Origin of the sequence: Nostocoides sp. HKS02, assembly GCF_009707485.1 — a bacterium.
Taxonomy (GTDB): domain Bacteria; phylum Actinomycetota; class Actinomycetes; order Actinomycetales; family Dermatophilaceae; genus Pedococcus.
This window is the reverse complement of record NZ_CP046121.1, coordinates 1,781,543-1,805,211: the sequence shown is the minus strand read 5'-3', so window position 1 is coordinate 1,805,211 and position 23,669 is coordinate 1,781,543. Positions and strand designations below refer to the sequence as shown.

Here is a 23,669-nt window from a genome sequence, read left to right as displayed (position 1 = left end):
GCCAACATCGGTTGGCCCAAGCACCGGTCCCGAATCTGAACCCGGGGCCGCATACGAGGGGGAAGGATCCTTCGTGACAGACACCACCACTCTCGACGCCGCTTCATCGCAGGACGTCGCAGAGAAGCCGCGCCGGTCTGGCGCCCTGAGCGCCATGAAGGTGGCCGAGCTCCAGGGCCTGGCCGCGAGCATGGGCATCACGGGCACCGCCAAGATGCGCAAGGGCGACTTGGTCACGGCCATCAAGGCCCGCCAGTCGGGCGCCCCGGCCCCCGCCCAGGCCCCCGCCGCGGCGACCGCCGCCACCTCCGCGCCCCGCGAGGAGCGCGCCCCGCGCGTCGAGGGCGATGGCGGGCAACGAGCTCTGGCTCGGGCCGACCGCACCGAGAACGCCGACGGCCAGCCGAACGACCGCCAGCAGCCCGAGCACCAGCAGGCCGAGCACCAGCAGGCCGAGCGCCAGCAGGGTGACCGCCAGCAGGGTGACCGCCAGCAGGGTGACCGCCAGAACCGTGGCGAGCGTGGCGACCGCCAGAACCAGAACGACCGCAGCAACCGTCAGGGACAGAACGAGCGCCCGAACGAGCGCCGCGACCGTCAGGACCCGAACGAGCGCAGCGACCGCCAGAACGACCGCCGAGACCGTCAGGACCAGAACGAGCGCAGCGACCGCCAGAACCAGAACGACCGCCAGAACCAGAACGACCGCGGCGACCGTTCGAACGAGCGCAGCGACCGCCAGGCCACTGAGGGCGACCAGAACCGTGGCGACCAGAACCGTGGCGACCAGAACCGTGGCTACGACGACGACGGTGACGGCCGTGGTGGTCGGCGCCGCAACCGCAACCGCAACCGCAACCGTGACAAGCGCGGGACCCCCCGCAGTGGTCGCGACTTCGGCGGCGACTACGAGAACGAGCCCCAGGTGACCGAGGACGACGTCCTGATCCCTGTCGCCGGAATCCTCGACGTCCTCGACAACTACGCCTTCGTCCGCACCTCGGGCTACCTGCCCGGCGCGAACGACGTCTACGTCCCGCTCGGCGTCGTCAAGAAGAACGGCATGCGCAAGGGCGACGCCATCACCGGCGCCGTCAAGGCGCAGCACGACGAGCAGCAGGGCCAGCGCCAGAAGTTCAACGCGCTCGTCCGCCTGGACACCGTCAACGGGATGACGCCGGACGATGCCCGCAAGCGCGTGGAGTTCGGCAAGCTCACCCCGCTGTACCCGCAGCAGCGGCTGCGGCTCGAGACCGAGTCGAACATCCTCACGACCCGGGTCATCGACCTCGTCGCTCCGATCGGCAAGGGCCAGCGTGGTCTGATCGTGGCCCCGGCGAAGGCCGGAAAGACCATGGTCATGCAGGCGATCGCCAACGCGATCACCACCAACAACCCCGAGTGCCACCTCATGGTCGTGCTGGTCGACGAGCGGCCCGAAGAGGTCACCGACATGCAGCGCGCGGTCAAGGGTGAGGTCATCTCCTCGACCTTCGACCGCCCCGCCGAGGACCACACGACCGTCGCCGAGCTGGCGATCGAGCGGGCCAAGCGGCTCGTCGAGATGGGTCACGACGTCGTCGTGCTGCTCGACTCGATCACCAAGCTGGGTCGCGCGTACAACCTCTCGGCCCCGGCCAGCGGGCGGATCCTCTCCGGCGGCGTCGACTCGGCCGCGCTGTACCCGCCGAAGAAGTTCTTCGGCGCGGCGCGCAACATCGAGAACGGCGGCTCGCTGACGATCCTGGCGACTGCCTTGGTGGAGACCGGCTCGCGGATGGACGAGGTCATCTTCGAGGAGTTCAAGGGCACCGGGAACATGGAGCTCAAGCTCGACCGTGGCCTGGCCAACCGTCGCATCTTCCCCGCGGTCGACATCAACAACTCGGGCACCCGCAAGGAGGAGATCCTCCTGTCCAGCGACGAGCTCAAGATCATGTGGAAGCTGCGCCGGGTGCTCGCCGCGCTCGACCAGCAGCAGGGCATCGAGCTGCTCATCGACCGCCTGCGCAAGACCAAGGGCAACGTCGAGTTCCTCATGCAGGTCCAGCAGACCAGCTCGGCCAAGCTCGGCGACGAGGACAGCGACTGACGCGAGCGGGGCGGCCGGTCGCCAGACCGGCCGCTCAGCCGTGCTCGGCGCCGACCCGCCGATGCCGGACGTCACCGCGCGCGAGCGGATGCAAGCCATACATTTGACCCGTGACCAGCGACGACCGAAAGGACTGGGCGTGACGCAAGCCGAGGGGACGCGGGTCCTCGTCGCTGACGACGATCCGGACATCCGCGACCTGGTCGAGTTCAAGCTGTCGCAGGCGGGGTATGCCGTGCAGTCCGTCGCCGATGGTGTGGCTGCGTGGGAGGCCTTCCAGACGGAACGACCGGCGCTCGTGGTCCTGGACGTCATGATGCCCGGCCTGTCGGGATTCGATGTCCTGCGCAAGATCCGCGACAGCGAGTGGCCCACGGTCCCGGTGCTGCTGCTGAGCGCCAAGTCCCGCGACAGCGATGTCGACACCGGGTTCGCCGTGGGCGCGACGGACTACGTCATCAAGCCGTTCAGCCCCCGCGAGCTCCTCCACCGCGTCAACGGGATCCTGGCCCGCTCGCAATGACCCGGGGCGTGCTCGTCGTCTCCCTGATCGCGGTCCTCGTCGCGTGTCTGCTCGTCGTGGGGACCGCCGCCACGACCAAGATCCTCCGGACGAGCCGACGCCGCCGACGTGAGCAGCTCATGCGCCCGTTCCGTGCGCAGCTGATCGCCGTCAGCGCGGGGGAGGACGACGAAGGCAGCGCGGCCCGAGCCCTGACGGTCGCCGCTGGTCCCGCTCGGGAGCTGGTCGACCAGGCCGCCGTCGACATGCTCGGCAAGATCCGCGGTCTTCCGGCCGACCAGCTCGTCGGGATCCTGCACGCGCACGGCAGAGTCCGGCAGGCCATCCGCGAGCTGACGCACCGCTCGCCCGTCCGCCGGGCCAGGGCGGCGCAGCTGCTCGGCCTGAGTCGCACCGAGGAGTCGGTGACGGTCCTCGTCACCGCGCTGGGCGACGACGCCGTCGAGGTGCGGGCGAGCGCGGCATACGCCCTCGGACTGATCGGTGACCCCGCCGCGGCCGTGGCGGTGCTCGAGGCCGTGGATGCCCCCGGGGCCGGCCTGCCTGCCGGTCTGGCCGCCCAGGCGCTGCTGAACATGGGCATCGGGATCTCCGAGGCGCTTTCCGACGCCATGCGTAGCGATCGGGTGGGTGCCCGACACGTCGCCGCCTATGTCAGCGGGTCGGGCGCGTTCACCCGAGCCTTGCCGTCCTTGCGGGACCTCCTCGAAGGCGACGCAGACCTCACCGTCCGGCAAGCGAGCGCCACCGCCCTCGGGATCATGGGGACCTCGCTGGATGTCGACGTGCTCGCGGCGCACACCGCCGCCGACCACCCACTGCCCCTGCGGCGCACCTGCGCGATCGCCCTCGGCGAGCTCGGCGACGTCGCCGCGGTGCCGTCGCTGGCCAGCCTGCTCGATGACCCCGACCCCCGACTCGCCGAGCTGGCGGCCAGCGCGCTGCTGGGGCTGGGGCCGGGCGGCCTGGCCGCTGTCGGCGCGCACCGGCCAAGCACCGGCGTCGAGCGACCCGGGCGTCCGGTCGAGGCTGCACTGACGATGGCGCGGCTGCAGGGCGTGCTCCGGTGAGCTGGGACGCGCTCGTCGAGTCGGCGCGCACCGCGGTGGTCTGGCTCCTAAGCGCCGCATCCGTGCCGGTCCTGGTCTACTTCGTCGTCATCAACACGTCCTACCTCGTGGTGATCACGTTGGCGGCCCTGGAGTTCCGGTCGCAGGCGCGGCGTCGGGACGCCGCCGTGGCCGCCCTGGGCGGCCCGCTCACGCCCGGAGTCTCCCTGATCGTGCCGGCATACAACGAGGAAGCCGGCATCGTCACCTCGGTGAAGGCGCTGCTCTCCTTGCGCTACCCCCACCACGAGGTCGTGGTCGTCGACGACGGCAGTGGCGATGCGACGCTGAGCCGTCTGGTGGAGGCGTTCGACCTCGTCGAGATCCCCCGCGACATCCCGCGGGACGTCCCCGTCCAGGCAGCGGTTCGCAGCGTCCACGTCCCGCGGGACGGGCGCACCCGCCTCGTCGTCGTGAGCAAGGAGAACTCGGGTCGCTCGGAAGCGGTCAACCTGGGCATCAACGCCGCCACCGAACCCCTCGTGGCCATGATCGACGCCGACTCGATCCTCGAGCCCGACGCCCTCCTGCGGGTCACCCAGCCGTTCACCAACGACCCCACCCGCATGGTCGCCACCGGGGGAACGATCCGCGCCGCGAACGGCAGCCGGGTGGTCTCGGGCCGCGTCGTGCGGGTCGAGCTACCGCGCGGCTGGCTGCCGCGAGTCCAGGTCGTCGAGTACTTCCGGGCGTTCCTCCTCGGCCGTACCGGGTGGTCGCGGTTCGGCGGCCTGATCCTCATCAGCGGCGCCTTCGGTCTCTTCCGGCGCGACGTGCTCGTCGAGGTCGGCGGCCTGGACCACACCAGCATCGGCGAGGACTTCGAGCTCGTCATGCGCATCCACCGCCACCTGCGCGACCAGAAGCGCGACTACCGCGTGCAGTTCGTGCCCGAGCCGGTCTCGTGGACCGAGGTCCCGGCTACGTTTCGCGTCCTGCGCAGCCAGCGACGACGCTGGCACCGCGGGCTCTGGGAGACCCTCTGGGCCTACCGGGGCATGCTGCTGCGGCCGAGGTACGGCCGGATCGGCATGGTTGCCCTCCCGTACTACTGGCTCTTCGAGCTGCTGGCTCCGCTGCTCGAGGCGTTCGGGATCATCGTCGTCCCCGTGGCGCTGCTGCTCGGGGTCATCAACATCCCGTTCGCGATCATGTTCCTGCTCCTGGCCTACGGCTACGCCATCTTCGTGACGCTCTGCGCGCTCGCGGTGGAGGAGTGGGCCTTCCACCGGCACGAGCGCTGGCGCGACCTGGCCATGATCGTCCTGGCGTCCGTCGTCGAGAACGTCGGCTACCGCCAGCTGACCGTCATCTGGCGGCTCGAGGGTTGGTGGGCGAGCCTGCGCAACAAGAAGCAGGTGTGGGGCGTCATGACCCGCAGCGGGTTCGACGAGGCCAGCCCGTGACGCGGTTGGCGCAGCGCTCGGTGACGACCCAGCTCAAGGTGCTGGGTGTCGCGCTGCTCCTGCTCGTGCCGGGCGTGGGCGTCGCCTCGATGTTCACCCTGGTTTCCCAGAGCCGCGACATCCAGGCGCTCACCCTCGCCCTCGGCCCTGCCTTCGACGCGAACAACGCGGCGCTCATCGACATGACCGATGCCAATGCCGACTGGAGCCAGCGGGTGGGTGGGTCGACCACCTCGAACGACTACCGCGCGAAGCGACTCACGGTCATCGCCGAGCTCGACACTCTGCAGAAGTCCATCGCGTCCCCCCGCGCTCACCGGCCCGGAGCACCAGCGGTTCGCCGGCCTGATGAACAGGCAGCGGGCCGCGGTCGACGCGTGGTTCACCGCCGCGGCGCAGGTCGACACCCCGCAGGGGGACAGCCGACCGCGCTGCCGAGGCGAGCGTGATCAGCAAGTTCGCGGTGTTCCGCCAGGCCAACCGCGCACTCAGCGAGCAGATCCGCGTGGACCGCGACGAGGCACGGCTGGGGTCGCGGCTGTCGATCGAGGTCGTGGCGGGGGTCGTCGTGCTGACGGCCCTGCTCGCCATGGCCATCGTGCTGTCCGGCTGGCGGCTGTTGGAGGCGTCCGTCAGCCGCCCCCTGGCGGAGCTGCGGACCGTCCTGGAGAAGCACCGGGACGGCGACCGCAGCGTGCAGGCCGACACGGGCACGGGCGCGTCCGAGGTCCGGGCCCTGGCGGCCGACTTCAACGGACTGACGAACGCCAACCAGGTGCTCCAGGACCAGCAGGGACTGGTGATGCTCAGCCAGCAGCTCGCGCTGGACGTGGCTCGAGCCGTCCACACCGCCGACGACGTCGACCACGCGATGCAGCTCGTGTGCGCGATGCTGGGCGAGGGCCTCAGCGCCGACCGCGTGCTGCTCTACATCCATGACGAGACCGGCCACATCGAGGAGCGCAACCAGTGGCGGCGGTACGACCTGCCCGCTCTGCCGCCGCTGCCGCCCTCGCTGGCCCAGCAGGTCCGCTCCGTGAGCGACGAGCTGCGTCGTTCGGTCGCGGTCTATGCCGCGTCGGACTTCCTCGCGCCCGACATCCAGCAGGACGAGCGGTCCCAGGGCTTCTACCGGGCGACCGGCGCACGGAGCCTGCTCCTGCTGCCGGTGGGCGTGGGCGACCAGGGGATCGGGGTACTGGCGCTGATGATGGTCGACGGACCCCGTCGCTGGCGCCGGTACGAGATCCATGCCGCGCAGGAGTGTGCCGGGTATGCCGCGCAGACCATCGCGTCGCTGCGGTTGCGCGAGATGCAGGAGGTCCAGGTGCACCAGCTCCGTGAGCTCGACCGCCAGAAGACGGACTTCATGGCCACCGTGTCCCACGAGCTGCGCACCCCGCTGACCTCGATCAGCGGGTACCTCGAGCTGCTCGAGGACGGTGACTACGGCGGGCTGTCGGGGCCGCAGCACGCCGCGCTGGGCATCATCGACCGGAACACCACGCGGCTGCGCGGCCTCATCGAGGACCTCCTGGTGCTCAACAAGATCGAGGCGACCGGCCTCAAGTCCGAGGTCGAGGACGTCTCGGTCGCCTCCCTGGTGGCCGGCGTCGTGGAGCTCCTGCGGCCAGTGGCCGAGGACGGCGACGTCGAGCTCGTCATGGGCGACATCGACCCCGACCTGGTGATCCGGGTGGACCGCAACCAGCTCGAGCGCTCGTTGATCAACCTGGGCTCCAACGCCGTGAAGTTCACCGCGGCCGGCGGCCGCGCCAGCCTGGCCGCCTGCGAGGACGGCGACCGCATCGTCATCGAGGTCGCCGACACCGGAATCGGCATCCCCACCCAGGACCAGCAGCGGCTGTTCGACCGGTTCTTCCGCGCCAGCAACGCCACCGACGCCGCGATTCCGGGCACCGGTCTGGGTCTGGCCATCGTCCGGGCGATCGTCGAGGGACACGGCGGCGAGCTGTCCGTCGAGTCGGTCGAGGGCGCCGGGACGACCATGCGCGTCCTGCTGCCCAAGGCCCCGACCGCCGGGAATGACCCACCCCCTGCCGCCGTTTAGGAGATGTGCGCCGCTCTCTGGCACACTTGACCGCTGACCGGTTCACGGCACCCAGGGCACGTCCGCCCAGCCGACCCGGCCGCACTGACACGAGGAGCACGCTGTGAAGAAGGACATCCACCCCCAGTACGCCGAGACCACGGTGACCTGCACCTGTGGCAACACGTTCACCACGCGCAGCACCGCCGCCAGCGGCCAGATCCACGCTGAGGTGTGCTCCAACTGCCACCCGTTCTACACGGGCAAGCAGAAGATCCTCGACACCGGTGGCCGCGTGGCCCGCTTCGAGGCGCGCTACGGCAAGAAGGCCGCAGCCAAGAACGCCTAGCTGTCCCGATGCGCCGGTCCCGACCCTCGTGGTCAGGACCGGCGCATTCGTCTCTGGCGAGCGGTGCGCTCGCAGTCCGGTCGTCGCCACTGAGGAGCAGTCATGTTGGAGTCCGCTTCAGCGCTCGTGCAGGAGTACGCCGACCTCGAGAAGCAGCTGGCCGACCCCGCAGTCTTCGGTGAGGGCGGCGACCCGGCGTTGGTCCGGCGGATGACCAAGAGGTATGCCGAGCTGGGACCGACCGTCGCGGCATACCACGCCTGGCACGCGGCCACGGACGACCTCGCGACCGCGCGGGAGCTGGCCAAGGACGACGCCGGCTTCGCCGCCGAGGTGCCCGCCCTCGAGCAGACCCTGGCCAGCGCCGAGGACACCCTGCGCAGGCTGCTCGTGCCCCGCGACCCCGACGACGACCGCGACGTGATCCTCGAGGTGAAGGCGGGTGAGGGCGGCGAGGAGTCGGCCCTGTTCGCGGGTGACCTCCTGCGGATGTACCTGCGGTACGCCGAGCGACGCGGGTGGAAGACCGAGGTCATCGACGCGACGGAGTCCGACCTCGGGGGGTACAAGGACGTCCAGGTTGCCGTCAAGGCCAAGGGGTCGACCGAGCCCGGCGAGGCGCCGTGGGCCCGGCTCAAGTACGAGGGCGGCGTCCACCGGGTGCAGCGGGTCCCGGTGACCGAGAGCCAGGGGCGCATCCACACCTCGGCGGCCGGCGTGCTCGTCATGCCCGAGGCCGAGGAGGTCGAGGTCACCATCGACCCGAACGACCTCAAGATCGACGTCTACCGCTCGTCGGGGCCCGGCGGGCAGTCGGTCAACACCACCGACAGCGCGGTCCGCATCACGCACGTGCCCACGGGCACCGTCGTGAGCTGCCAGAACGAGAAGAGCCAGCTCCAGAACAAGGAGTCGGCCATGCGGGTGCTGCGAGCGCGGCTCCACGCGCTGGCCAAGGAAGCAGCCGACGCCGAGGCCAGTGCCGCTCGGCGCAGCCAGATCCGCACGGTCGACCGCAGTGAGCGGATCCGCACCTACAACTTCCCCGAGAACCGCATCTCCGACCACCGCACCGGGTTCAAGTCCTACAACCTCGACACCGTGCTCGACGGGGATCTCGACCCGGTCGTCCAGTCGGCCGTCGAGGCCGACGAGGCCGCCCAGATGGCCGCCGTCGCGCAGGGCCAGTGACCGACCTGCGGGCCGCGGTCCGTGACGCGATGACCCGCCTGGCCGCCGCCGGGGTCGCCTCGCCGGAAACCGATGCCGTGGCGCTCGCGGCCCACCTGCTCGGGGTGTCCCCGGGCGACGTGCGCAAGGCCATGGTGCTCGGTGCGGCGGTGCCCGCGGCATACGCCGAGCTCGTGGAGGAGCGCGCTGCCCGGGTGCCCCTGCAACACCTCACCGGCCGGGCCGGGTTCCGGCGGCTCGAGCTGAGCGTGGGGCCCGGGGTGTTCGTGCCTCGGCCCGAGACCGAGCTCGCCGCGGGGCTGGCCATCGAGGCGGCGCGCGGCCTGGCGGCCCCGGTGGTCGTCGACCTGTGCACCGGGTCGGGAGCCATCGCGCTCGCCGTCAAGGACGAGGTGCCGCACGCGCGGGTGTATGCCGTCGAGCTGGGCGAGGATGCCCACGCCTGGGCCGCCCGAAATGTCGCCGACACCCGCCTCGAGGTCGACCTGCGCCAGGGGGACGCGACCGTGGCGTTCCCCGAGCTCGACGGCACGGTCGACGTCGTCGTGAGCAACCCGCCGTACATCCCGGTGGGGATGGTTCCGCTCGACCCGGAGGTCCGCGACCACGATCCCGAGCTGGCGCTCTACGGCGGTAGCGAGGACGGCTTGCGCATCCCGTTGGCCGTGGCTGGTCGGGCGTCGCGACTGCTGCGCGCTGGTGGCATGCTGGTGATGGAGCACGCCGATACCCAGGGCGAGACCCTGCCGGCCGCCCTTCGACGCACAGGGGAGTGGGTCGCGGTGATCGACCACGTCGACCTCGCCGGCCGCCCGAGGGCGACCACCGCGCGACGCGCCTGATGACCGCCGCGAAGTACGCTCTTCGCCACCACGTCAGGAGAACCTCATGAAGATCGCCGTCCTCGGCACCGGCAGGGTTGGCCGTACCCTCGCCCAGCGTCTCTCTGGCCTGGGCCACGACGTCGTCATCGGCACCCGTGACCCCGAGTCGACCCTCGCGCGGACCGAGGCGGACGCGATGGGCACCGCGCCCTTCCGCGACTTCGCCGCCGCGCACCCGGAGGTCCGGCTCGGCACCTTCGCCGAGGCCGCTGGGCATGGGGAGCTCGTCGTCAACGCCACCGGCGGGACGGCAGCGCTGCCAGCGCTCGAGGCAGCCGGCGCCGACGCCCTGAGGGGCAAGGTGCTGCTCGACATCAGCAACCCCCTCGACTTCTCGCAGGGCTTCCCGCCCACCCTGTTCGTCAAGGACACCGACTCGCTCGGCGAGCAGATCCAGCGCGAGTTCCCGGGTGCGCGTGTCGTCAAGACCCTCAACACCCTCAGTGCCGACCTGATGGTGCACCCGGACGAGCTCGGCGCGGAGTCGACCGTCTTCGTCTCCGGCGACGACAGCGACGCCAAGGCGACGGCCATCGAGCTGCTGCACAGCTTCGGCCACACGGACGTCATCGACCTCGGTGACCTCAGCACCGCCCGGGGCACCGAGATGCTGCTGCCCATCTGGCTGCGGCTCATGGGCGCCCTGGGCACGGGACGGTTCAACTTCAAGATCGTCCGCTGACCCTCCACCGGCGCATCGGGGCTCGGGTGGCCCAACTACGCTGGCGCCCATGAGCCCTGTGTACGACTGCACCACCGAGTCCGGGCGCGCCGAGGGGGTGGCCGCCGCCGCCGGAGCTGTGCGCGACGGACAGGCCGTCGTGCTCCCGACGGACACCGTCTACGGCATCGGCGCCGACGCCTTCTCGCCTGAGGCGGTGGCATCGGTGCTGGCCGCCAAGGGGCGCGGTCGGGAGATGCCCCCTCCGGTGCTGGTGTCCAGCGTCCGCACGGTCGACGGGCTCGCCACCGACGTGCCGGCCTATGCGCGTGAGCTCATCGCGGCGTTCTGGCCGGGTCCTCTCACCCTCGTCCTCACCGCGCAGTCCTCGCTGATGTGGGACCTGGGCGAGACCAACGGCACCGTCGCCTTGCGCATGCCGCAGGACGAGGTGGCGCTGGCCCTGTTGACCGAGGTCGGGCCGATGGCTGTGACCAGCGCGAACCTCACCGGGCAGCCGCCCGCCACCACGGTCACGGATGCCGCGGCCCAGCTCGGTGCGGCGGTCGCGGTCTACCTCGACGGAGGCCCCACGGTCGGCACAGCGGTCTCGACCATCGTGGACTGCACCGGCGAGGAGCCCGTCGTGCTACGCCATGGCGCGATCACCCAGGACGAGCTCGACGCGGCCCTCGCCCGGCCCCCGGAGGCGAAGGTCGACGCGAAGGACGAGGCAATAGAGTTGCCCGCGGATCCCACCCCCCACGCAGGAGACCACGATGAGCGCTGACACCTTCTACGGCTCAGACTTCGGTGCACTGGAGTCCTTCGACCCCGAGATCGCGGGGGTCCTCGTGTCCGAGCTCGACCGCATCCGCAGTGGGCTGCAGCTCATCGCCTCGGAGAACATGTCCAGCCCGGAGGTCCTGACCGCGCTGGGGTCCACCCTCTCCAACAAGTATGCCGAGGGCTACCCGGGGCGGCGCTACTACGGCGGCTGCTCCGAGGTCGACAAGGCCGAGACCCTCGCCATCGAGCGGTGCAAGGCCCTCTTCGGCGCCGATCACGCGAACGTCCAGCCACACTCGGGCGCCAGCGCCAACCAAGCCGTCTACGGCGCGTTCATGCAGCCCGGTGACACCATCCTCGCGATGGCGCTGCCGATGGGCGGCCACCTCACCCACGGCACGAAGGTCTCCTTCTCCGGCAAGTGGTTCAACGCCGTGCACTACGGGGTCGACAAGCAGACCGAGGACATCGACTACGCCGAGGTCGAGCGGCTCGCCAAGGAGCACCGTCCCAAGGTGATCCTCGCGGGTGGCTCGGCGATCCCGCGCCTCATCGACTTCGAGTTCTTCCGCCGCGTCGCCGACGAGGTGGGCGCGATCTTCTGGGTGGACGCGGCGCACTTCATCGGCCTCGTCGCGGGCAAGGCGATCCCCTCGCCGGTGCCGTACGCCGATGTCGTCACGTTCACCACTCACAAGGTGCTGCGCGGTCCGCGCTCCGGGGCGCTGGTCTGCACCGAGGAACACGCCGCCAAGCTCGACAAGGCCGTCTTCCCGATGATGCAGGGCGGCCCGCAGATGCACAGCATCGCTGCCAAGGCCGTGAACTTCAAGGAGTGCGCAACCCCCGCATACCGGTCCTACGCCGCCCAGGTGATCGAGAACGCCAAGGTCCTGGCAACCTCGTTGGGCGAGCGAGGGATTCGCCCCACCACCGGCGGCACCGACACCCACCTGTCGCTGCACGACCTCCAGGGTGTCGGCGTGACCGGCGCCGACGCCGAGGCGCGCGCCGATGCCGCCGGCATCGTCCTCAACAAGAACGCGATCCCGTTCGACCCGCAGAAGCCCAACATCGCGAGCGGCATCCGCGTGGGCACGCCCTGCGTCACGACCCAGGGCATGGGTACCGCTGAGATGGAGCAGATCGCCGAGCTCATCGCCAAGGCCGTCACGACGGGCGACGCCGACCCCGACCACGCCGTGTCCAAGGACGTCCGCGCCGGGGTGAGCGACCTCGTGACGCGCTTCCCGGCATACGCTCGGAGCTGAGCAACCACCCACCTGAGAGGCGCCCCCGGTGCGCGAGTACCTCCTCGTCCTGATGGTCGCCGCGGTGATCACGTATGCGGCGACCCCGCTGATGCGGGCCGTGGCCGTGCGCACGGGCGCCTTCACGCCCGTGCGTGACCGCGACGTGCACTCCGCGCCGATCCCGCGGCTGGGTGGTGTGGCGATCTACCTGGGGTTCGCCGCGTCGATGCTCGCCGCCGCGCACCTGCCGTACCTCGGGCAGGTGTTCCTCCTCGGCCCGGAGCTGCAGGGCGTGCTCGTCGGGGCCGGCATCGTCTGCCTGCTCGGGGCGATCGACGACATCCGCGAGCTCGACTGGCTGACCAAGATGGGCGGCCAGATGATCGCCGCGGGCATCATGGCGTTCAGCGGGGTCCAGCTGTTCCAGCTGCCGATCGGCGGGGTGACCGTGCTGCCGGCGCCGATCATGGTGGCCCTGACTGTGCTCATCGTCGTGTTCTGCACCAACGCCGTGAACTTCATCGACGGGCTCGACGGCCTCGCTGCGGGCGTGGTCGGGATCGCGGCGAGCTCCTTCTTCGTCTACAGCTACCTCATCTCGCGCACCTACGACCCGCCGAACGTGTTCTCGTCGGCCACGTTCATCAGCGCGGCTCTCATCGGGTGCTGCCTGGGCTTCCTGCCGCACAACTTCCACCCCGCCCGGCTGTTCATGGGCGACTCCGGAGCTCTCCTGCTCGGCCTGCTGCTCGCCGCGGCGACGATCTCGACGACTGGCGGCGTGACGCCCTCGCAGGTGAGTGCCAACCCCCTCGCGGCGACGCTGCTGCCGCTGGTCATCCCGGCCGCGATCATCCTGCTGCCGGTGGTCGACGTGCTGCTCGCGGTGGTGCGGCGGACCCGACGGGGCCAGCGCCCGTGGCAGCCCGATGCCCAACACCTCCACCACCGGATGCTCCAGATCGGCCACGGCCACCGCCGTGCCGTCCTGCTGCTGTGGCTCTGGGCGGCGGTGGCTGCCCTGGGGTCGGTGAGCTTCGTCTTTCTCGACGGGTGGGTGGCTCTCGGGGGCGTGGTCGGCGTCGTGGTCGTCGCGGGCGTGCTGACCATCTGGCTCCCCAGGTGGGCTCCGACGGGCCGGCCGCCCCGCAGCCCCGCCTGAGTGACCGCTGGGATTCACCGGTTCCGGTCACACGGGGTGCCCCGATGTCCTAGCCTCACCGGCGCAGGTCAGGTCCTGACCGCGACATCCACGAGGGGGCTCCGATGACCAACCCGACCGACCCGTACGCGACCCCGCACGACCCGTACCCGGCGCACCCGGCGGCGACCGGGCCCACCGCGCCGACCGGGCCCGTCGCGCCGACCGCGCCCGTCGCGCCAGCCGCGCCGACCGCGCCGACCGCACAGACTGCTCTGGAGATCGTCCCGCGCGGGATCCTGTTCTCGCTGGCCGCCATCCCGCTCGGGATGGTCACGGCCGTGCTCATCTGGAAGGCCGGGTTCGTGGCGTCCATCTCGAGCTTCCTCGTCGCGGGCTCAGCGGTCTTCCTGTACCGCAAGGGTGCGATGGCCACGCCGCGTCGTGGGCTGGTCCCGCTGATCGTCGTCATCATCGTGGGAGTCGTCGCCTCGTTCTTCGCCATCGTGGGCGCCGACCTCGTCGAGTACTACAACACTCCGGACGGCAAGGACCTCGGCTACCCGTCGGCGGTGGACTTCGTCGGGGCGAACCTGTTCAACCTCGATCTCCTCAAGTCCTATGGCAGCGACCTGGCGATGTTCGCGGTGTTCGCCGTGCTCGGGGTCTTCGGCACCATGCGCCGACTGATGGCCTCGTCCCGCCGATAGGGGTTCGTCCCGCCGGCAGAGGGTTCGTCCGGCCGGGAGAGGGTTCGTCGCTCGTGGGCAGGATCGTCCGGGTCAGCACCCGGACGATCCTGCCCACGGTTGGCCGTCCGATAGATGGGCGACCGCACCCCGGAGTGGCCACTGCCTGAGAGCTTGTGATAGCTTTCACAAGCGCCCACCGCTGGGTGCAGACCCCTTTCGCCAGGCATTCCAGCTCCGACGAATCAGGCAGGCCAGAGCATGAGCGCAACGCCGCACACGCATCGCGACCCGTTCGCCGCGATGCTGCGTGGAGCGTTCCTCCCGACGCTGGCCGTCGGCCCGGTCGCGGTGGTCATCGCCGCGGTCGTGGCGGGGGGACGGGCCGCCTTGGGGGCCGGGCTCGGGTTCGCTATCGCGATCGCGTTCTTCGCCCTCGGGCTCTTGGTCATGCGCAAGCTCGACAGCGCGGCGGACCCGCTTCGCTTCCTCGCCAGTGCCCTGGCCGTCTTCCTCGGACAGCTGATCTTCCTGCTCGTCGTCATCGTCGCCCTGAAGGACGCCACGTGGCTCGACGGGACCGCGTTCGGTGCGGCTGCGCTCGCGGTCGCCCTGGTGTGGCAGGTGTTCCAGGTGATCGCCTACGTCCGCTCCCGTAAGCCTGCCTTCGACGCACCGGCCGAAACCGGGCAGGATGGGGGGCTCGGCCACATGACCACAGGAGCTCCTCGTGACCACACCGCGCCCGCAGCAGTCGCCGCACGGTCGGCAGACGCCGCTCGAGCGGGCCGACGCCGGGCACGACCGACGCGACGAGGCGCGCATGTGGAACGTCGTGTCGTACCTCATCACGGGACCTGTGATGTTCGGGGCGCTGGGCTGGGGACTCGACACCTGGCTGGGCACGTCGTGGCTGGTCGCGGTGGGCATCGTGGGTGGGATGGCCCTGTCGCTGTACCTCGTGTGGTTCCGGTACGGTACGCAATGACTTCCGCTGGTCAGACACCCCTTTCGTATGCCGGGTCCGGGCCCGCCTTCGTGGCCCCCCGCGGTCAGTGGACTGATTCGAACGCAAAGCTCGAGGAGAACCTGTGAGTCTGAACGTGACGGGTGCCGTCAACCTGGCCGCCGCCGGCGGCGACGGACAGGGCTTCCAGTCGCCCACGCCGTCTGAGTTCTACCAGCCCCTGATCGGCCACGGCGACTGGGCGATCACGCGCCCCATGGTGGTCCTCGCCCTGTCGGTGGTCCTGATCTCGTGGTTCCTGATCGCGACCACCCGCAAAGCGGCGGTCGTCCCGAGCAAGGGCCAGTGGGTCACCGAGAGCCTCTACAACGTGGTGCGCAACGGCCTGGCCCGCGACATCATCGGCAGCCACGACTTCCTCAAGTTCGTGCCCCTGCTGTTCTCGCTGTTCACCCTCATCCTGGTCAACAACCTGTTCGGCGTGATCCCGCCGGTCCAGTACCCCACGATGAGCCGCATCGGGTTCCCGATCGCCCTCACGCTCTTCGTCTTCGTGATCTACCACGCGGTCGGCATCCGCAAGAACGGCCTGGGCGGCCACTTCAAGCACATGATCCCGCCGGACCTGCCCAAGCCGATCTACGTGCTGATCATCCCGCTCGAGCTGCTGACGTACTTCGTCACCCGCCCGCTGACCCTCGCGCTGCGACTCTTCGGCAACATGTTCGCCGGCCACATGCTGTTGCTGCTGTTCATCACCGGCGGCGAGTACATGGTCATCCACGGCAGCCTCGGGCTGAAGGTCGCCGGCGCCGGCTCCTACCTCATGGGCGCGATCCTGACCGCCTTCGAGGCCCTGATCGAGTTCCTGCAGGCCTACATCTTCACCCTGCTCGCAGCGACCTACATCGCCGGCTCCCTGGCCGACGAGCACTGAAAACGTCCGAGCCGCGTGGCTCGGTGCTGGACCGCGTGACCCACAACTGAATACACACCCCAACTTCCGGTGACGAAGACTCGTCCCGGATCACAGAAAATCGAAAGAGGACAACATGACTGGCAACATCGCCATCCTCGGTTACGGCCTGTCTGCGATCGGCCCCGGTGTCGGCATCGGCCTGATCTTCGCGGCGTACATCAACGGTGTGGCGCGTCAGCCTGAGGCCCGCGGCGTCCTCCAGGGCATCGCCATCCTCGGCTTCGCCCTCGCCGAGGCGCTGGCCATCTTCGGTCTGGTGCTCGCGTTCGTCTTCAAGTAAATCGGCGGACCTTCAGCCCCACCCTGGCTCTACCACGCTCGACAGCACTAGGAGAACCCCGTGCAGCACTACACCGGCATCACGCAGGTCGTGAGTCTGGCAGCGGCCGACTCGGCAGGTGAGCGCTCTCCCATCCTGCCCCTGATGGGTGAGCTGGTCTTCGGACTCGTCATCTTCGCGATCTTCCTGTGGATCATCGCCAAGAAGGTCGTCCCGAACCTCGAGAAGGCCTATGCCGACCGCACGTCCGCCATCGAGGGCGGGATGCAGCAGGCAGAGGAGGCCCAGCAGCAGGCCCAGGCTGCTCTCGAGCAGTACCAGGCGCAGCTGACCGAGGCCCGTGCGGAGGCGGCGCGCATTCGCGAGGAGGCGCGCGAGCAGGGGGCGACCATCGTCGCGGAGATGCGCGGCCACGCCCAGAACGAGGCCGGTCGCATCACCGAGGCGGCGCACAAGCAGATCGAGGCCGAGCGCCAGCAGGCCATCGTCTCGCTGCGCGCCGAGGTCGGTCGCCTGTCCACCGACCTCGCCAGCCGCATCGTGGGCGAGTCGCTGCACGAGGAGGCCCGTCAGAAGGGCATCGTCGACCGGTTCCTGGCCGAGCTCGAGGCGGGGGAGATCCGCCCCGAGAAGGTCGGGGAGGACGCCTGATGCGTGGTTCGTCGCGGGCGGCCGTGATCGCCGGGAGCACGGCCCTCGAGGCCGCGCTCGCCAGCGGTGCGGACCGCGCGAGGCTGGGTGACGAGCTGTTGGCCGTGGCCGACCTCGTCGACGGCAACGCCACGCTGCGTCGCGCGCTCGGTGACCCGTCACGTGAGGCCGCCGAGAAGCAGTCCCTCGCCGAGCAGCTCCTCACCGGCAAGGTCTCGGCTGAGTCCCTCGTCGTGGTCAAGACCCTGGTCGGCCAGCGTTGGGCCACCGAGCGCGACCTCGCCGACACGGTCGAGCAGCTCGGGGTCGAGGCGATCCTGGCCGGAGCCGAGCAGCAGGGCCACATGGACCGGGTCGAGGATGAGCTGTTCCGCTTCGATCGGATCGTCGCTGGCAGCCCCGAGCTGCGTGACCGACTGACCAACCGTCAGGGCGACGCCGAGGCGAAGGCCGGCGTCGTCAGCCAGCTGCTCGAGGGCCGCACCGCGCCCGAGACGGTGCGACTGGCGCGCCAGGCGGTGCTCGCACCGCGCGGCCGCAAGCTCGACCGCACGCTCGAGCGCTACCTCGCCCTCGCGGCGAAGCGTCGCGAGCAGCTGACCGCCGTGGTCACCGCGGCGACCGACCTCGACGACGCCCAGCGCGACCGGCTGTCGAGGGCGCTGCAGTCCATCTACGGCAGGGCGGTCCTGCTCCAGGTGGCCGTCGACCCCGCGGTGCTCGGCGGCATCCGGGTCAGGGTCGGCGACGAGGTCGTCGACGGCACCATCGTGCGACGCCTCGACGAGGCGCGCAGGCACATCGCCGGCTGACCACCGCACGGCCGGCCCGCCCGGCAGACAACTCCACACGCATCACCCACCAGAGACTTCGGCCCCACCAGGGACCGGCACCTGCACCGTTCAAGGGAGAAGAGATCACATGACGGAGCTTTCGATCCGTCCGGAGGAGATCCGGGACGCGCTGGACAACTTCGTTCAGTCCTACGAGCCCGGCGCGGCCTCCCGCGAAGAGGTCGGCCGCGTCACCGATGCCGGTGACGGCATCGCCCACGTCGAGGGCCTGCCCTCGTGCATGACCAACGAGCTGCTCGAGTTCGAGGACGGCACGTTGGGCCTGGCGCTCAACCTCGACGTCCACGACATCGGCGTCGTCATCCTCGGTGACTTCTCCAACATCGAGGAGGGGCAGGAGGTCAAGCGCACCGGCGAGGTCCTCTCGGTCCCCGTCGGCGACGAGTACCTCGGCCGGGTCGTCAACCCCCTCGGCCAGCCGATCGACGGCCTCGGCGAGATCGGCGCCACCGAGCGCCGCGCCCTGGAGCTGCAGGCCCCGACGGTGGTCCAGCGCAAGTCGGTGCACCAGCCGCTGCAGACCGGCCTCAAGGCCGTCGACGCGATGACCCCGATCGGCCGCGGCCAGCGCCAGCTGATCATCGGTGACCGCCAGACCGGCAAGACCACGGTCGCGGTCGACACGATCATCAACCAGAAGCAGAACTGGGAGACGGGCGACCCCGAGCAGCAGGTCCGCTGCATCTACGTCGCCATGGGCCAGAAGGGCTCCACCATCGCGGCCGTCCGCGGCACCCTCGAGGACGCCGGCGCGCTGGAGTACACGACCATCGTCGCGGCTCCGGCCTCCGACTCGGCCGGCTTCAAGTACCTCGCCCCCTACACCGGTTCGGCCATCGGCCAGCACTGGATGTACCAGGGCAAGCACGTCCTCATCGTCTTCGATGACCTGTCCAAGCAGGCCGAGGCCTACCGCGCCGTGTCGCTGCTGCTGCGTCGCCCGCCGGGCCGCGAGGCCTACCCCGGTGACGTCTTCTACCTGCACAGCCGCCTGCTCGAGCGCTGTGCCAAGCTGTCCGACGAGCTCGGCGCCGGCTCGATGACCGGTCTGCCGATCATCGAGACCAAGGCCGGTGACGTGTCGGCCTACATCCCGACCAACGTCATCTCCATCACCGACGGCCAGATCTACCTCCAGGCCGACCTGTTCAACGCCAACGTCCGCCCCGCGATCGACGTGGGTGTGTCGGTGTCGCGTGTCGGTGGCGCCGCGCAGATCAAGGCCATGAAGGACGTCTCGGGTCGCCTCAAGCTCGACCTCGCGCAGTTCCGCGCGATGGAGGCCTTCGCGATGTTCGCGTCCGACCTCGACGCCGCGTCCCGGGCCCAGCTCGCCAAGGGTGCGCGCCTCGTCGAATTGCTCAAGCAGTCGCAGTCCGCGCCGTTCCCGGTCGAGGAGCAGGTCGTCTCCATCTGGGCCGGCACCTCGGGCCAGCTCGACTCGGTCGCGGTCGAGGACGTCCGCCGCTTCGAGGGCGAGTTCCTCGACTACCTGCGCCGTGAGCACAAGGGTGTCCTGGACGCGATCCGCGAGTCCAAGAAGTTCGCCGACGAGACCCGCTCGGCCCTCGAGGACGCGGTGACCACGTTCAAGGAGCAGTTCCAGGCTTCGGGCGCCGAGAAGACCCCGGTGGGCCACGAGGCCAACCCCGAGGCCCTGGGCCACGAGGTCGAGCAGGAGCGCATCGTCAAGCAGAAGAAGCACTGACCCGTATGCCGGGTGCCCACCGTCGTGGGCACCCGGCAGCGGGCGCCCACCCGGTGGGCGCACGGCATACCACGACCTGACCAGCGGCCTCGCGCCGCACCAGATCCACACGAGAGAGGCGGCAACATATGGGAGCGCAGATGCGGGTCTACCGCCAGCGCATCCGGTCCGTCCAGGCGACCAAGAAGATCACGCGCGCGATGGAGCTCATCGCTGCTTCGCGCGTGGTCAAGGCGCAGCAGCGCGTCAAGGAGTCCTCTCCGTACTCCCGCGCTCTGACCCGGGCCGTGTCTGCGGTTGCGACGTACTCCAACGTCGACCACCCGCTGACGACCGAGCACGAGGACGTCCGTCGCGCCGCGGTCCTGGTCATCACCTCCGACCGTGGCCTCGCCGGCGCGTACTCCTCCTCGGCCATCAAGGAGAGCGAGCGTCTGGTCGGCGAGCTGCGGGAGGCCGGCAAGGAGGTCGTGCCCTACCTCGTGGGTCGCAAGGCGACCGGGTTCTACCGGTTCCGCAAGCGCGAGTTCGCCGCCGAGTGGAGCGGGTTCACCGACCAGCCGACCTTCGAGATCGCGCGCGAGATCGGCGAGCGGCTGGTCACCGACTTCAACCGGCCGGTGGACGAGGGCGGCGTGGACGAGGTGCACATCGTGTTCACGCGCTTCGTCAACATGGTCACCCAGACGCCTGACGTCATCCGGATGCTTCCGCTGGAGGTCGTCGAGGGCGAGGAGGCCCCGGCCGAGGACGAGGTCCTGCCGCTCTACGAGTTCGAGCCGAGTGCCGAACAGGTCCTCGACGCACTGCTGCCCAAGTACGTCACCGCCCGCATCTACAACTGCCTGCTCCAGGCGGCCGCCTCCGAGCTGGCCTCGCGCCAGAAGGCCATGAAGTCGGCCACGGACAACGCCGAGGAGCTCATCAAGAAGTACACCCGGTTGGCCAACCAGGCCCGCCAGGCCGAGATCACCCAAGAGATCAGCGAGATCGTGGGCGGCGCCAGCGCCCTCGCCGACGCCAGTTGAGAAGGTAGAGAGAATCCATGACTGCCACTGTTTCTGAGGCCACGACGGAGATCACCCCCGGTGGTGTGGGCCGCATCGCCCGCATCATCGGCCCGGTCGTCGACGTCGAGTTCCCCGCCGACGCCATGCCCGAGCAGTACAACCTGCTGACCACCGAGGTCGAGCTCGCGGGCGAGAAGAAGAACATCAACCTCGAGGTCGCCCAGCACATCGGCGACAACATGGTCCGCGCCATCTCGCTGCAGCCCACCGACGGCCTCGTGCGCGGCACGCAGGTGCAGGACACCGGCGGCCCGATCATGGTGCCCGTCGGTGACCAGACGCTCGGCAAGGTGTTCAACACCACCGGCGACGTCATGAACCTCGCTGAAGGCGAGACCTTCGAGGTCAAGGAGCGCTGGGGCATCCACCGCAAGGCTCCCGCCTTCGACCAGCTCGAGTCCAAGACCCAGATGTTCGAGACCGGTATCAAGGTCATCGACCTGCTGACCCCGTACGTCCAGGGTGGCAAGATCGGCCTGTTCGGTGGCGCCGGTGTGGGCAAGACCGTGCTCATCCAGGAGATGATCGCCCGTGTCGCGCGCGACCACGGTGGCGTGTCCGTGTTCGCCGGTGTCGGCGAGCGCACCCGTGAGGGCAACGACCTCATGGTCGAGATGGAGGAGGCCGGCGTCCTCGGCCAGACCGCCCTGGTGTTCGGCCAGATGGACGAGCCGCCGGGCACGCGACTTCGCGTCGCCCTGTCGGCCCTGACCATGGCCGAGTACTTCCGCGACGTGCAGAACCAGGACGTGCTGCTCTTCATCGACAACATCTTCCGGTTCACCCAGGCCGGGTCCGAGGTCTCCACCCTGCTCGGCCGGATGCCGTCCGCCGTGGGTTACCAGCCCACCCTCGCCGACGAGATGGGCACCCTCCAGGAGCGCATCACCTCCACGCGCGGTCACTCGATCACCTCGATGCAGGCGATCTACGTGCCGGCTGACGACTACACCGACCCGGCCCCGGCCACGACCTTCGCGCACCTCGACGCCACCACCGAGCTCTCGCGCGAGATCGCCTCGCTCGGCATCTACCCGGCCGTGGACCCGCTGACCTCGACGTCACGAATCCTCGACCGGCGCTACATCGCCGATGACCACTACAACACCGCGGTGCGCGTCAAGCAGATCCTCCAGCGCAACAAGGAGCTGCAGGACATCATCGCCATCCTCGGCATCGACGAGCTCTCCGAAGAGGACAAGATCCTCGTCAACCGCGCGCGTCGCATCCAGCGCTTCCTGTCGCAGAACACCTACGTCGCCAAGCAGTTCACCGGCATCGAGGGTTCGACGGTTCCGCTGGTCGACACCGTCGAGGCGTTCACCAAGATCGCCGATGGCGAGTACGACCACGTGCCCGAGCAGGCGTTCTTCATGTGCGGTGGCCTCGACGACGTCGAGCGCCAGGCCGCCGAGATCGAGAAGAACCTCTGACGGTTCGGGTCGCCTCGCACCACATGCACGGCCACCGGGGGCCAGCCGCACGGCTGGCCCCCGCGGCATACGAGGTCCGTCCGAGGCGCTCGCCGAGCACCGCGAACGGGCCGATAGACTCAATGCACAGCACCACATCTGGAGGACGTCACCGTGAGCACCCTGCAGGTTGAACTCGTCGCAGCGGACCGCAAGGTCTGGGAGGGCGAGGCCGACATGGTCGTCGCACGCACCGTCGACGGCGAACTGGGCATCCTGCCCGGCCACACGCCGCTGCTCGGCGTCCTCGTCCAGGGTGAGGTCCGCATCATGTCGGGCCAGGGCACCCACACCGCGGGCATCGACGGGGGTTTCCTGTCGGTGGACCGCGACAAGGTCATCATCATCGCCGAGGCCGTCGACGCCTCGCAGATTCCGGCCTAGCCCGCGGGGGCCGAGCCGGGGAGGGCAGCGCATGACGCTCGTGATCTCTGCCGAGATCGTTGCCGGCGCGCTCATCCTCTGCGCCCTCTTCGCCCTGACCTTCATCTTCGTGCGGCGCCGCCTGCTGGCCTCAGGCGCCCCCCTCATGCTCTGCGCGCTCCAGCCCCACGGTCGGTCCCAGTACCGCATGGGGCTGCTGCGCTTCGCTGGCAGCTCACTCGAATGGTTCAGCCTGGTGGGGCCCTCGCTGCGGCCCTCGCGCACGTGGGAGCGGGCGCGCCTCGACCTCGCCGCCCCGGTGGCCACCGACGAGCAGATCGCCGGGGTGCCCGATGCCGTCACGGTCGACTGCCGCTACGGCGCCGACGCCTTCGCCCTCGCCCTCGCCCCGTCGGCCTACACCGCGATGCGCAGCTGGCTCGAGAGCTCGCCACCGGGCTTCAACGTCAACGTCGCCTGAGCCCGAAGCCCGAGCCCGACGCTGGAGCCCGACGCTGGAGCCCGACGCTGGAGCCCTACTTCGGAGCCCTACTTCTGTGGTGCCTGCGCGCGGCCTCCGCCGGGCTGCCACAGCACGTCGCCACCGATGGGCAGGTTGGCCACCCGCGCCACTACGAACAGCAGGTCCGACAGCCGGTTCAGGTACTTCGCGGTGAGGACGTTGACGCCCCCCTCGCCCTTGGTGCCCGTGCCCGGTTGGTCCCCGTATGCCGCGATCGCGGCCCATGCCTGGCGCTCGGCGCGGCGGACGACGGTCGTCGCGACGTGCAGGTAGGCCGACCCGGGGGTGCCGCCGGGGAGGATGAAGGAGCGGAGCTTCTCGAGCTCGCCGAGGTAGCGGTCGCAGTCGGCCTCGAGCTCGTCGATCCAGGCGGCGTCGACCCGCAACGGCGGGTACTCGTAGGACGCCTGCAGGGGAGTGCAGAGGTCGGCCCCCACGTCGAAGAGGTCGTTCTGGACGCGGGTCAGCGTCGCGACCACGTCGTCCCGCAGGCCGCCTGCCGCGATGGCGACGCCGATCGCGGCATTCGCCTCGTTGGCGTCGGCGTAGGCGAGCAGCCGCAGGTCGTTCTTGCTGGTCCGGCTCATGTCGCCCAGGTGGGTCTGGCCGTCGTCGCCGGTGCGGGTGTAGATGCGCGTCAGGTTGACCATGGCGTCAGCCTGACA

26 protein-coding genes are annotated in these 23,669 nt (G+C 69.9%); 24 read left to right on the top strand and 2 right to left on the bottom strand.

Features of this window, described 5'->3' with window-relative positions:
- Positions 1–73: 73 nt before the first annotated feature.
- The 14 genes from rho to GKE56_RS08510 all read left to right on the top strand — a co-directional run bounded on the left by rho (position 74) and on the right by GKE56_RS08510 (position 14,158).
- A complete protein-coding gene (gene rho, locus GKE56_RS08575) occupies positions 74–2,092 on the top strand; it encodes a transcription termination factor Rho (protein ID WP_154684189.1) in 2,019 nt (672 codons plus the stop codon).
- 139 nt (positions 2,093–2,231) lie between these two features.
- Entirely contained in the window at positions 2,232–2,615 is a 384-nt protein-coding gene (locus tag GKE56_RS08570; RefSeq protein WP_230208843.1) for a response regulator transcription factor, read from the top strand.
- Positions 2,612–3,685 (top strand): HEAT repeat domain-containing protein, encoded by a 1,074-nt coding sequence (locus tag GKE56_RS08565; RefSeq protein WP_154684187.1) that lies wholly within the window; start codon positions 2,612–2,614, stop codon positions 3,683–3,685. The genes GKE56_RS08570 and GKE56_RS08565 overlap by 4 nt, the downstream gene beginning before the upstream one ends.
- Positions 3,682–5,130 carry a glycosyltransferase gene (locus tag GKE56_RS08560; RefSeq protein ID WP_154684186.1) on the top strand — a complete coding sequence of 483 codons (1,449 nt, stop codon included), beginning with the start codon at positions 3,682–3,684 and terminating at the stop codon, positions 5,128–5,130. Before GKE56_RS08565 ends, GKE56_RS08560 begins: the two co-directional genes overlap by 4 nt.
- A complete protein-coding gene (locus GKE56_RS08555; protein ID WP_154684185.1) occupies positions 5,127–5,579 on the top strand; it encodes a hypothetical protein in 453 nt (150 codons plus the stop codon). Before GKE56_RS08560 ends, GKE56_RS08555 begins: the two co-directional genes overlap by 4 nt.
- Complete coding sequence (locus GKE56_RS08550) at positions 5,576–7,201, top strand: cell wall metabolism sensor histidine kinase WalK (protein WP_154684184.1); 1,626 nt, start codon at positions 5,576–5,578, stop codon at positions 7,199–7,201. The genes GKE56_RS08555 and GKE56_RS08550 overlap by 4 nt, the downstream gene beginning before the upstream one ends.
- A 103-nt stretch (positions 7,202–7,304) precedes the next feature.
- Positions 7,305–7,529, top strand: a complete 225-nt coding sequence (gene rpmE / locus GKE56_RS08545) for a 50S ribosomal protein L31 (RefSeq protein ID WP_154684183.1) — start codon at positions 7,305–7,307, stop codon at positions 7,527–7,529.
- A 102-nt stretch (positions 7,530–7,631) separates the two neighbouring features.
- The gene (prfA, locus tag GKE56_RS08540) at positions 7,632–8,720 is read left to right on the top strand and encodes a peptide chain release factor 1 (RefSeq protein WP_154684182.1); all 1,089 of its coding nucleotides are present in this window, start codon (positions 7,632–7,634) and stop codon (positions 8,718–8,720) included.
- On the top strand, positions 8,717–9,562 hold the full coding sequence (gene prmC / locus GKE56_RS08535) for a peptide chain release factor N(5)-glutamine methyltransferase (protein ID WP_154684181.1): 846 nt from the start codon (positions 8,717–8,719) through the stop codon (positions 9,560–9,562). The genes prfA and prmC overlap by 4 nt, the downstream gene beginning before the upstream one ends.
- 46 nt (positions 9,563–9,608) lie before the next feature.
- On the top strand, positions 9,609–10,286 hold the full coding sequence (locus GKE56_RS08530) for an NADPH-dependent F420 reductase (protein WP_154684180.1): 678 nt from the start codon (positions 9,609–9,611) through the stop codon (positions 10,284–10,286).
- A 49-nt stretch (positions 10,287–10,335) separates the two neighbouring features.
- Entirely contained in the window at positions 10,336–11,055 is a 720-nt protein-coding gene (locus tag GKE56_RS08525; RefSeq protein ID WP_154684179.1) for an L-threonylcarbamoyladenylate synthase, read from the top strand.
- Positions 11,045–12,325: a serine hydroxymethyltransferase gene (glyA, locus tag GKE56_RS08520; protein WP_154684178.1), complete on the top strand. Its 1,281-nt coding sequence runs from the start codon at positions 11,045–11,047 to the stop codon at positions 12,323–12,325. Before GKE56_RS08525 ends, glyA begins: the two co-directional genes overlap by 11 nt.
- A 28-nt stretch (positions 12,326–12,353) precedes the next feature.
- On the top strand, positions 12,354–13,469 hold the full coding sequence (locus tag GKE56_RS08515) for a glycosyltransferase family 4 protein (RefSeq protein ID WP_154684177.1): 1,116 nt from the start codon (positions 12,354–12,356) through the stop codon (positions 13,467–13,469).
- A gap of 104 nt (positions 13,470–13,573) precedes the next feature.
- Entirely contained in the window at positions 13,574–14,158 is a 585-nt protein-coding gene (locus GKE56_RS08510) for a hypothetical protein (RefSeq protein ID WP_154684176.1), read from the top strand.
- Between the two features lie 165 nt (positions 14,159–14,323).
- Here the strand turns inward: GKE56_RS08510 and GKE56_RS08505 are convergent, their stop codons facing one another.
- Complete coding sequence (locus tag GKE56_RS08505) at positions 14,324–14,848, bottom strand: hypothetical protein (protein ID WP_154684175.1); 525 nt, start codon at positions 14,846–14,848, stop codon at positions 14,324–14,326.
- Between the two features lie 19 nt (positions 14,849–14,867).
- Between GKE56_RS08505 and GKE56_RS17405 the strand changes: the two genes are divergently transcribed.
- From GKE56_RS17405 to GKE56_RS08455, 10 genes are all read left to right on the top strand, one after another.
- Complete coding sequence (locus tag GKE56_RS17405) at positions 14,868–15,125, top strand: AtpZ/AtpI family protein (protein ID WP_230208842.1); 258 nt, start codon at positions 14,868–14,870, stop codon at positions 15,123–15,125.
- 103 nt (positions 15,126–15,228) lie between these two features.
- On the top strand, positions 15,229–16,041 hold the full coding sequence (gene atpB / locus GKE56_RS08495; RefSeq protein WP_230208841.1) for a F0F1 ATP synthase subunit A: 813 nt from the start codon (positions 15,229–15,231) through the stop codon (positions 16,039–16,041).
- 115 nt (positions 16,042–16,156) lie between these two features.
- Positions 16,157–16,363, top strand: a complete 207-nt coding sequence (gene atpE / locus GKE56_RS08490) for an ATP synthase F0 subunit C (protein WP_056883533.1) — start codon at positions 16,157–16,159, stop codon at positions 16,361–16,363.
- A 60-nt stretch (positions 16,364–16,423) separates the two neighbouring features.
- Positions 16,424–17,014, top strand: coding sequence for a F0F1 ATP synthase subunit B (locus GKE56_RS08485; RefSeq protein WP_370518362.1), 591 nt, complete (start codon positions 16,424–16,426; stop codon positions 17,012–17,014).
- The gene (locus GKE56_RS08480) at positions 17,014–17,826 is read left to right on the top strand and encodes a F0F1 ATP synthase subunit delta (protein ID WP_154684174.1); all 813 of its coding nucleotides are present in this window, start codon (positions 17,014–17,016) and stop codon (positions 17,824–17,826) included. Before GKE56_RS08485 ends, GKE56_RS08480 begins: the two co-directional genes overlap by 1 nt.
- 109 nt (positions 17,827–17,935) lie before the next feature.
- A complete protein-coding gene (atpA, locus tag GKE56_RS08475; RefSeq protein WP_154684173.1) occupies positions 17,936–19,576 on the top strand; it encodes a F0F1 ATP synthase subunit alpha in 1,641 nt (546 codons plus the stop codon).
- A 128-nt stretch (positions 19,577–19,704) separates the two neighbouring features.
- Positions 19,705–20,604, top strand: a complete 900-nt coding sequence (locus tag GKE56_RS08470) for a F0F1 ATP synthase subunit gamma (RefSeq protein ID WP_154684172.1) — start codon at positions 19,705–19,707, stop codon at positions 20,602–20,604.
- Positions 20,605–20,621: 17 nt separating this feature from the next.
- On the top strand, positions 20,622–22,079 hold the full coding sequence (atpD, locus tag GKE56_RS08465; RefSeq protein ID WP_154684171.1) for a F0F1 ATP synthase subunit beta: 1,458 nt from the start codon (positions 20,622–20,624) through the stop codon (positions 22,077–22,079).
- Between the two features lie 153 nt (positions 22,080–22,232).
- The gene (locus GKE56_RS08460) at positions 22,233–22,502 is read left to right on the top strand and encodes a F0F1 ATP synthase subunit epsilon (RefSeq protein WP_154684170.1); all 270 of its coding nucleotides are present in this window, start codon (positions 22,233–22,235) and stop codon (positions 22,500–22,502) included.
- A 31-nt stretch (positions 22,503–22,533) separates the two neighbouring features.
- On the top strand, positions 22,534–22,962 hold the full coding sequence (locus GKE56_RS08455) for a DUF2550 family protein (protein ID WP_154684169.1): 429 nt from the start codon (positions 22,534–22,536) through the stop codon (positions 22,960–22,962).
- 68 nt (positions 22,963–23,030) lie between these two features.
- Here GKE56_RS08455 and GKE56_RS08450 read toward each other — a convergent pair whose 3' ends face one another.
- Positions 23,031–23,654, bottom strand: a complete 624-nt coding sequence (locus tag GKE56_RS08450; protein ID WP_154684168.1) for a cob(I)yrinic acid a,c-diamide adenosyltransferase — start codon at positions 23,652–23,654, stop codon at positions 23,031–23,033.
- Positions 23,655–23,669: the final 15 nt, after the last annotated feature.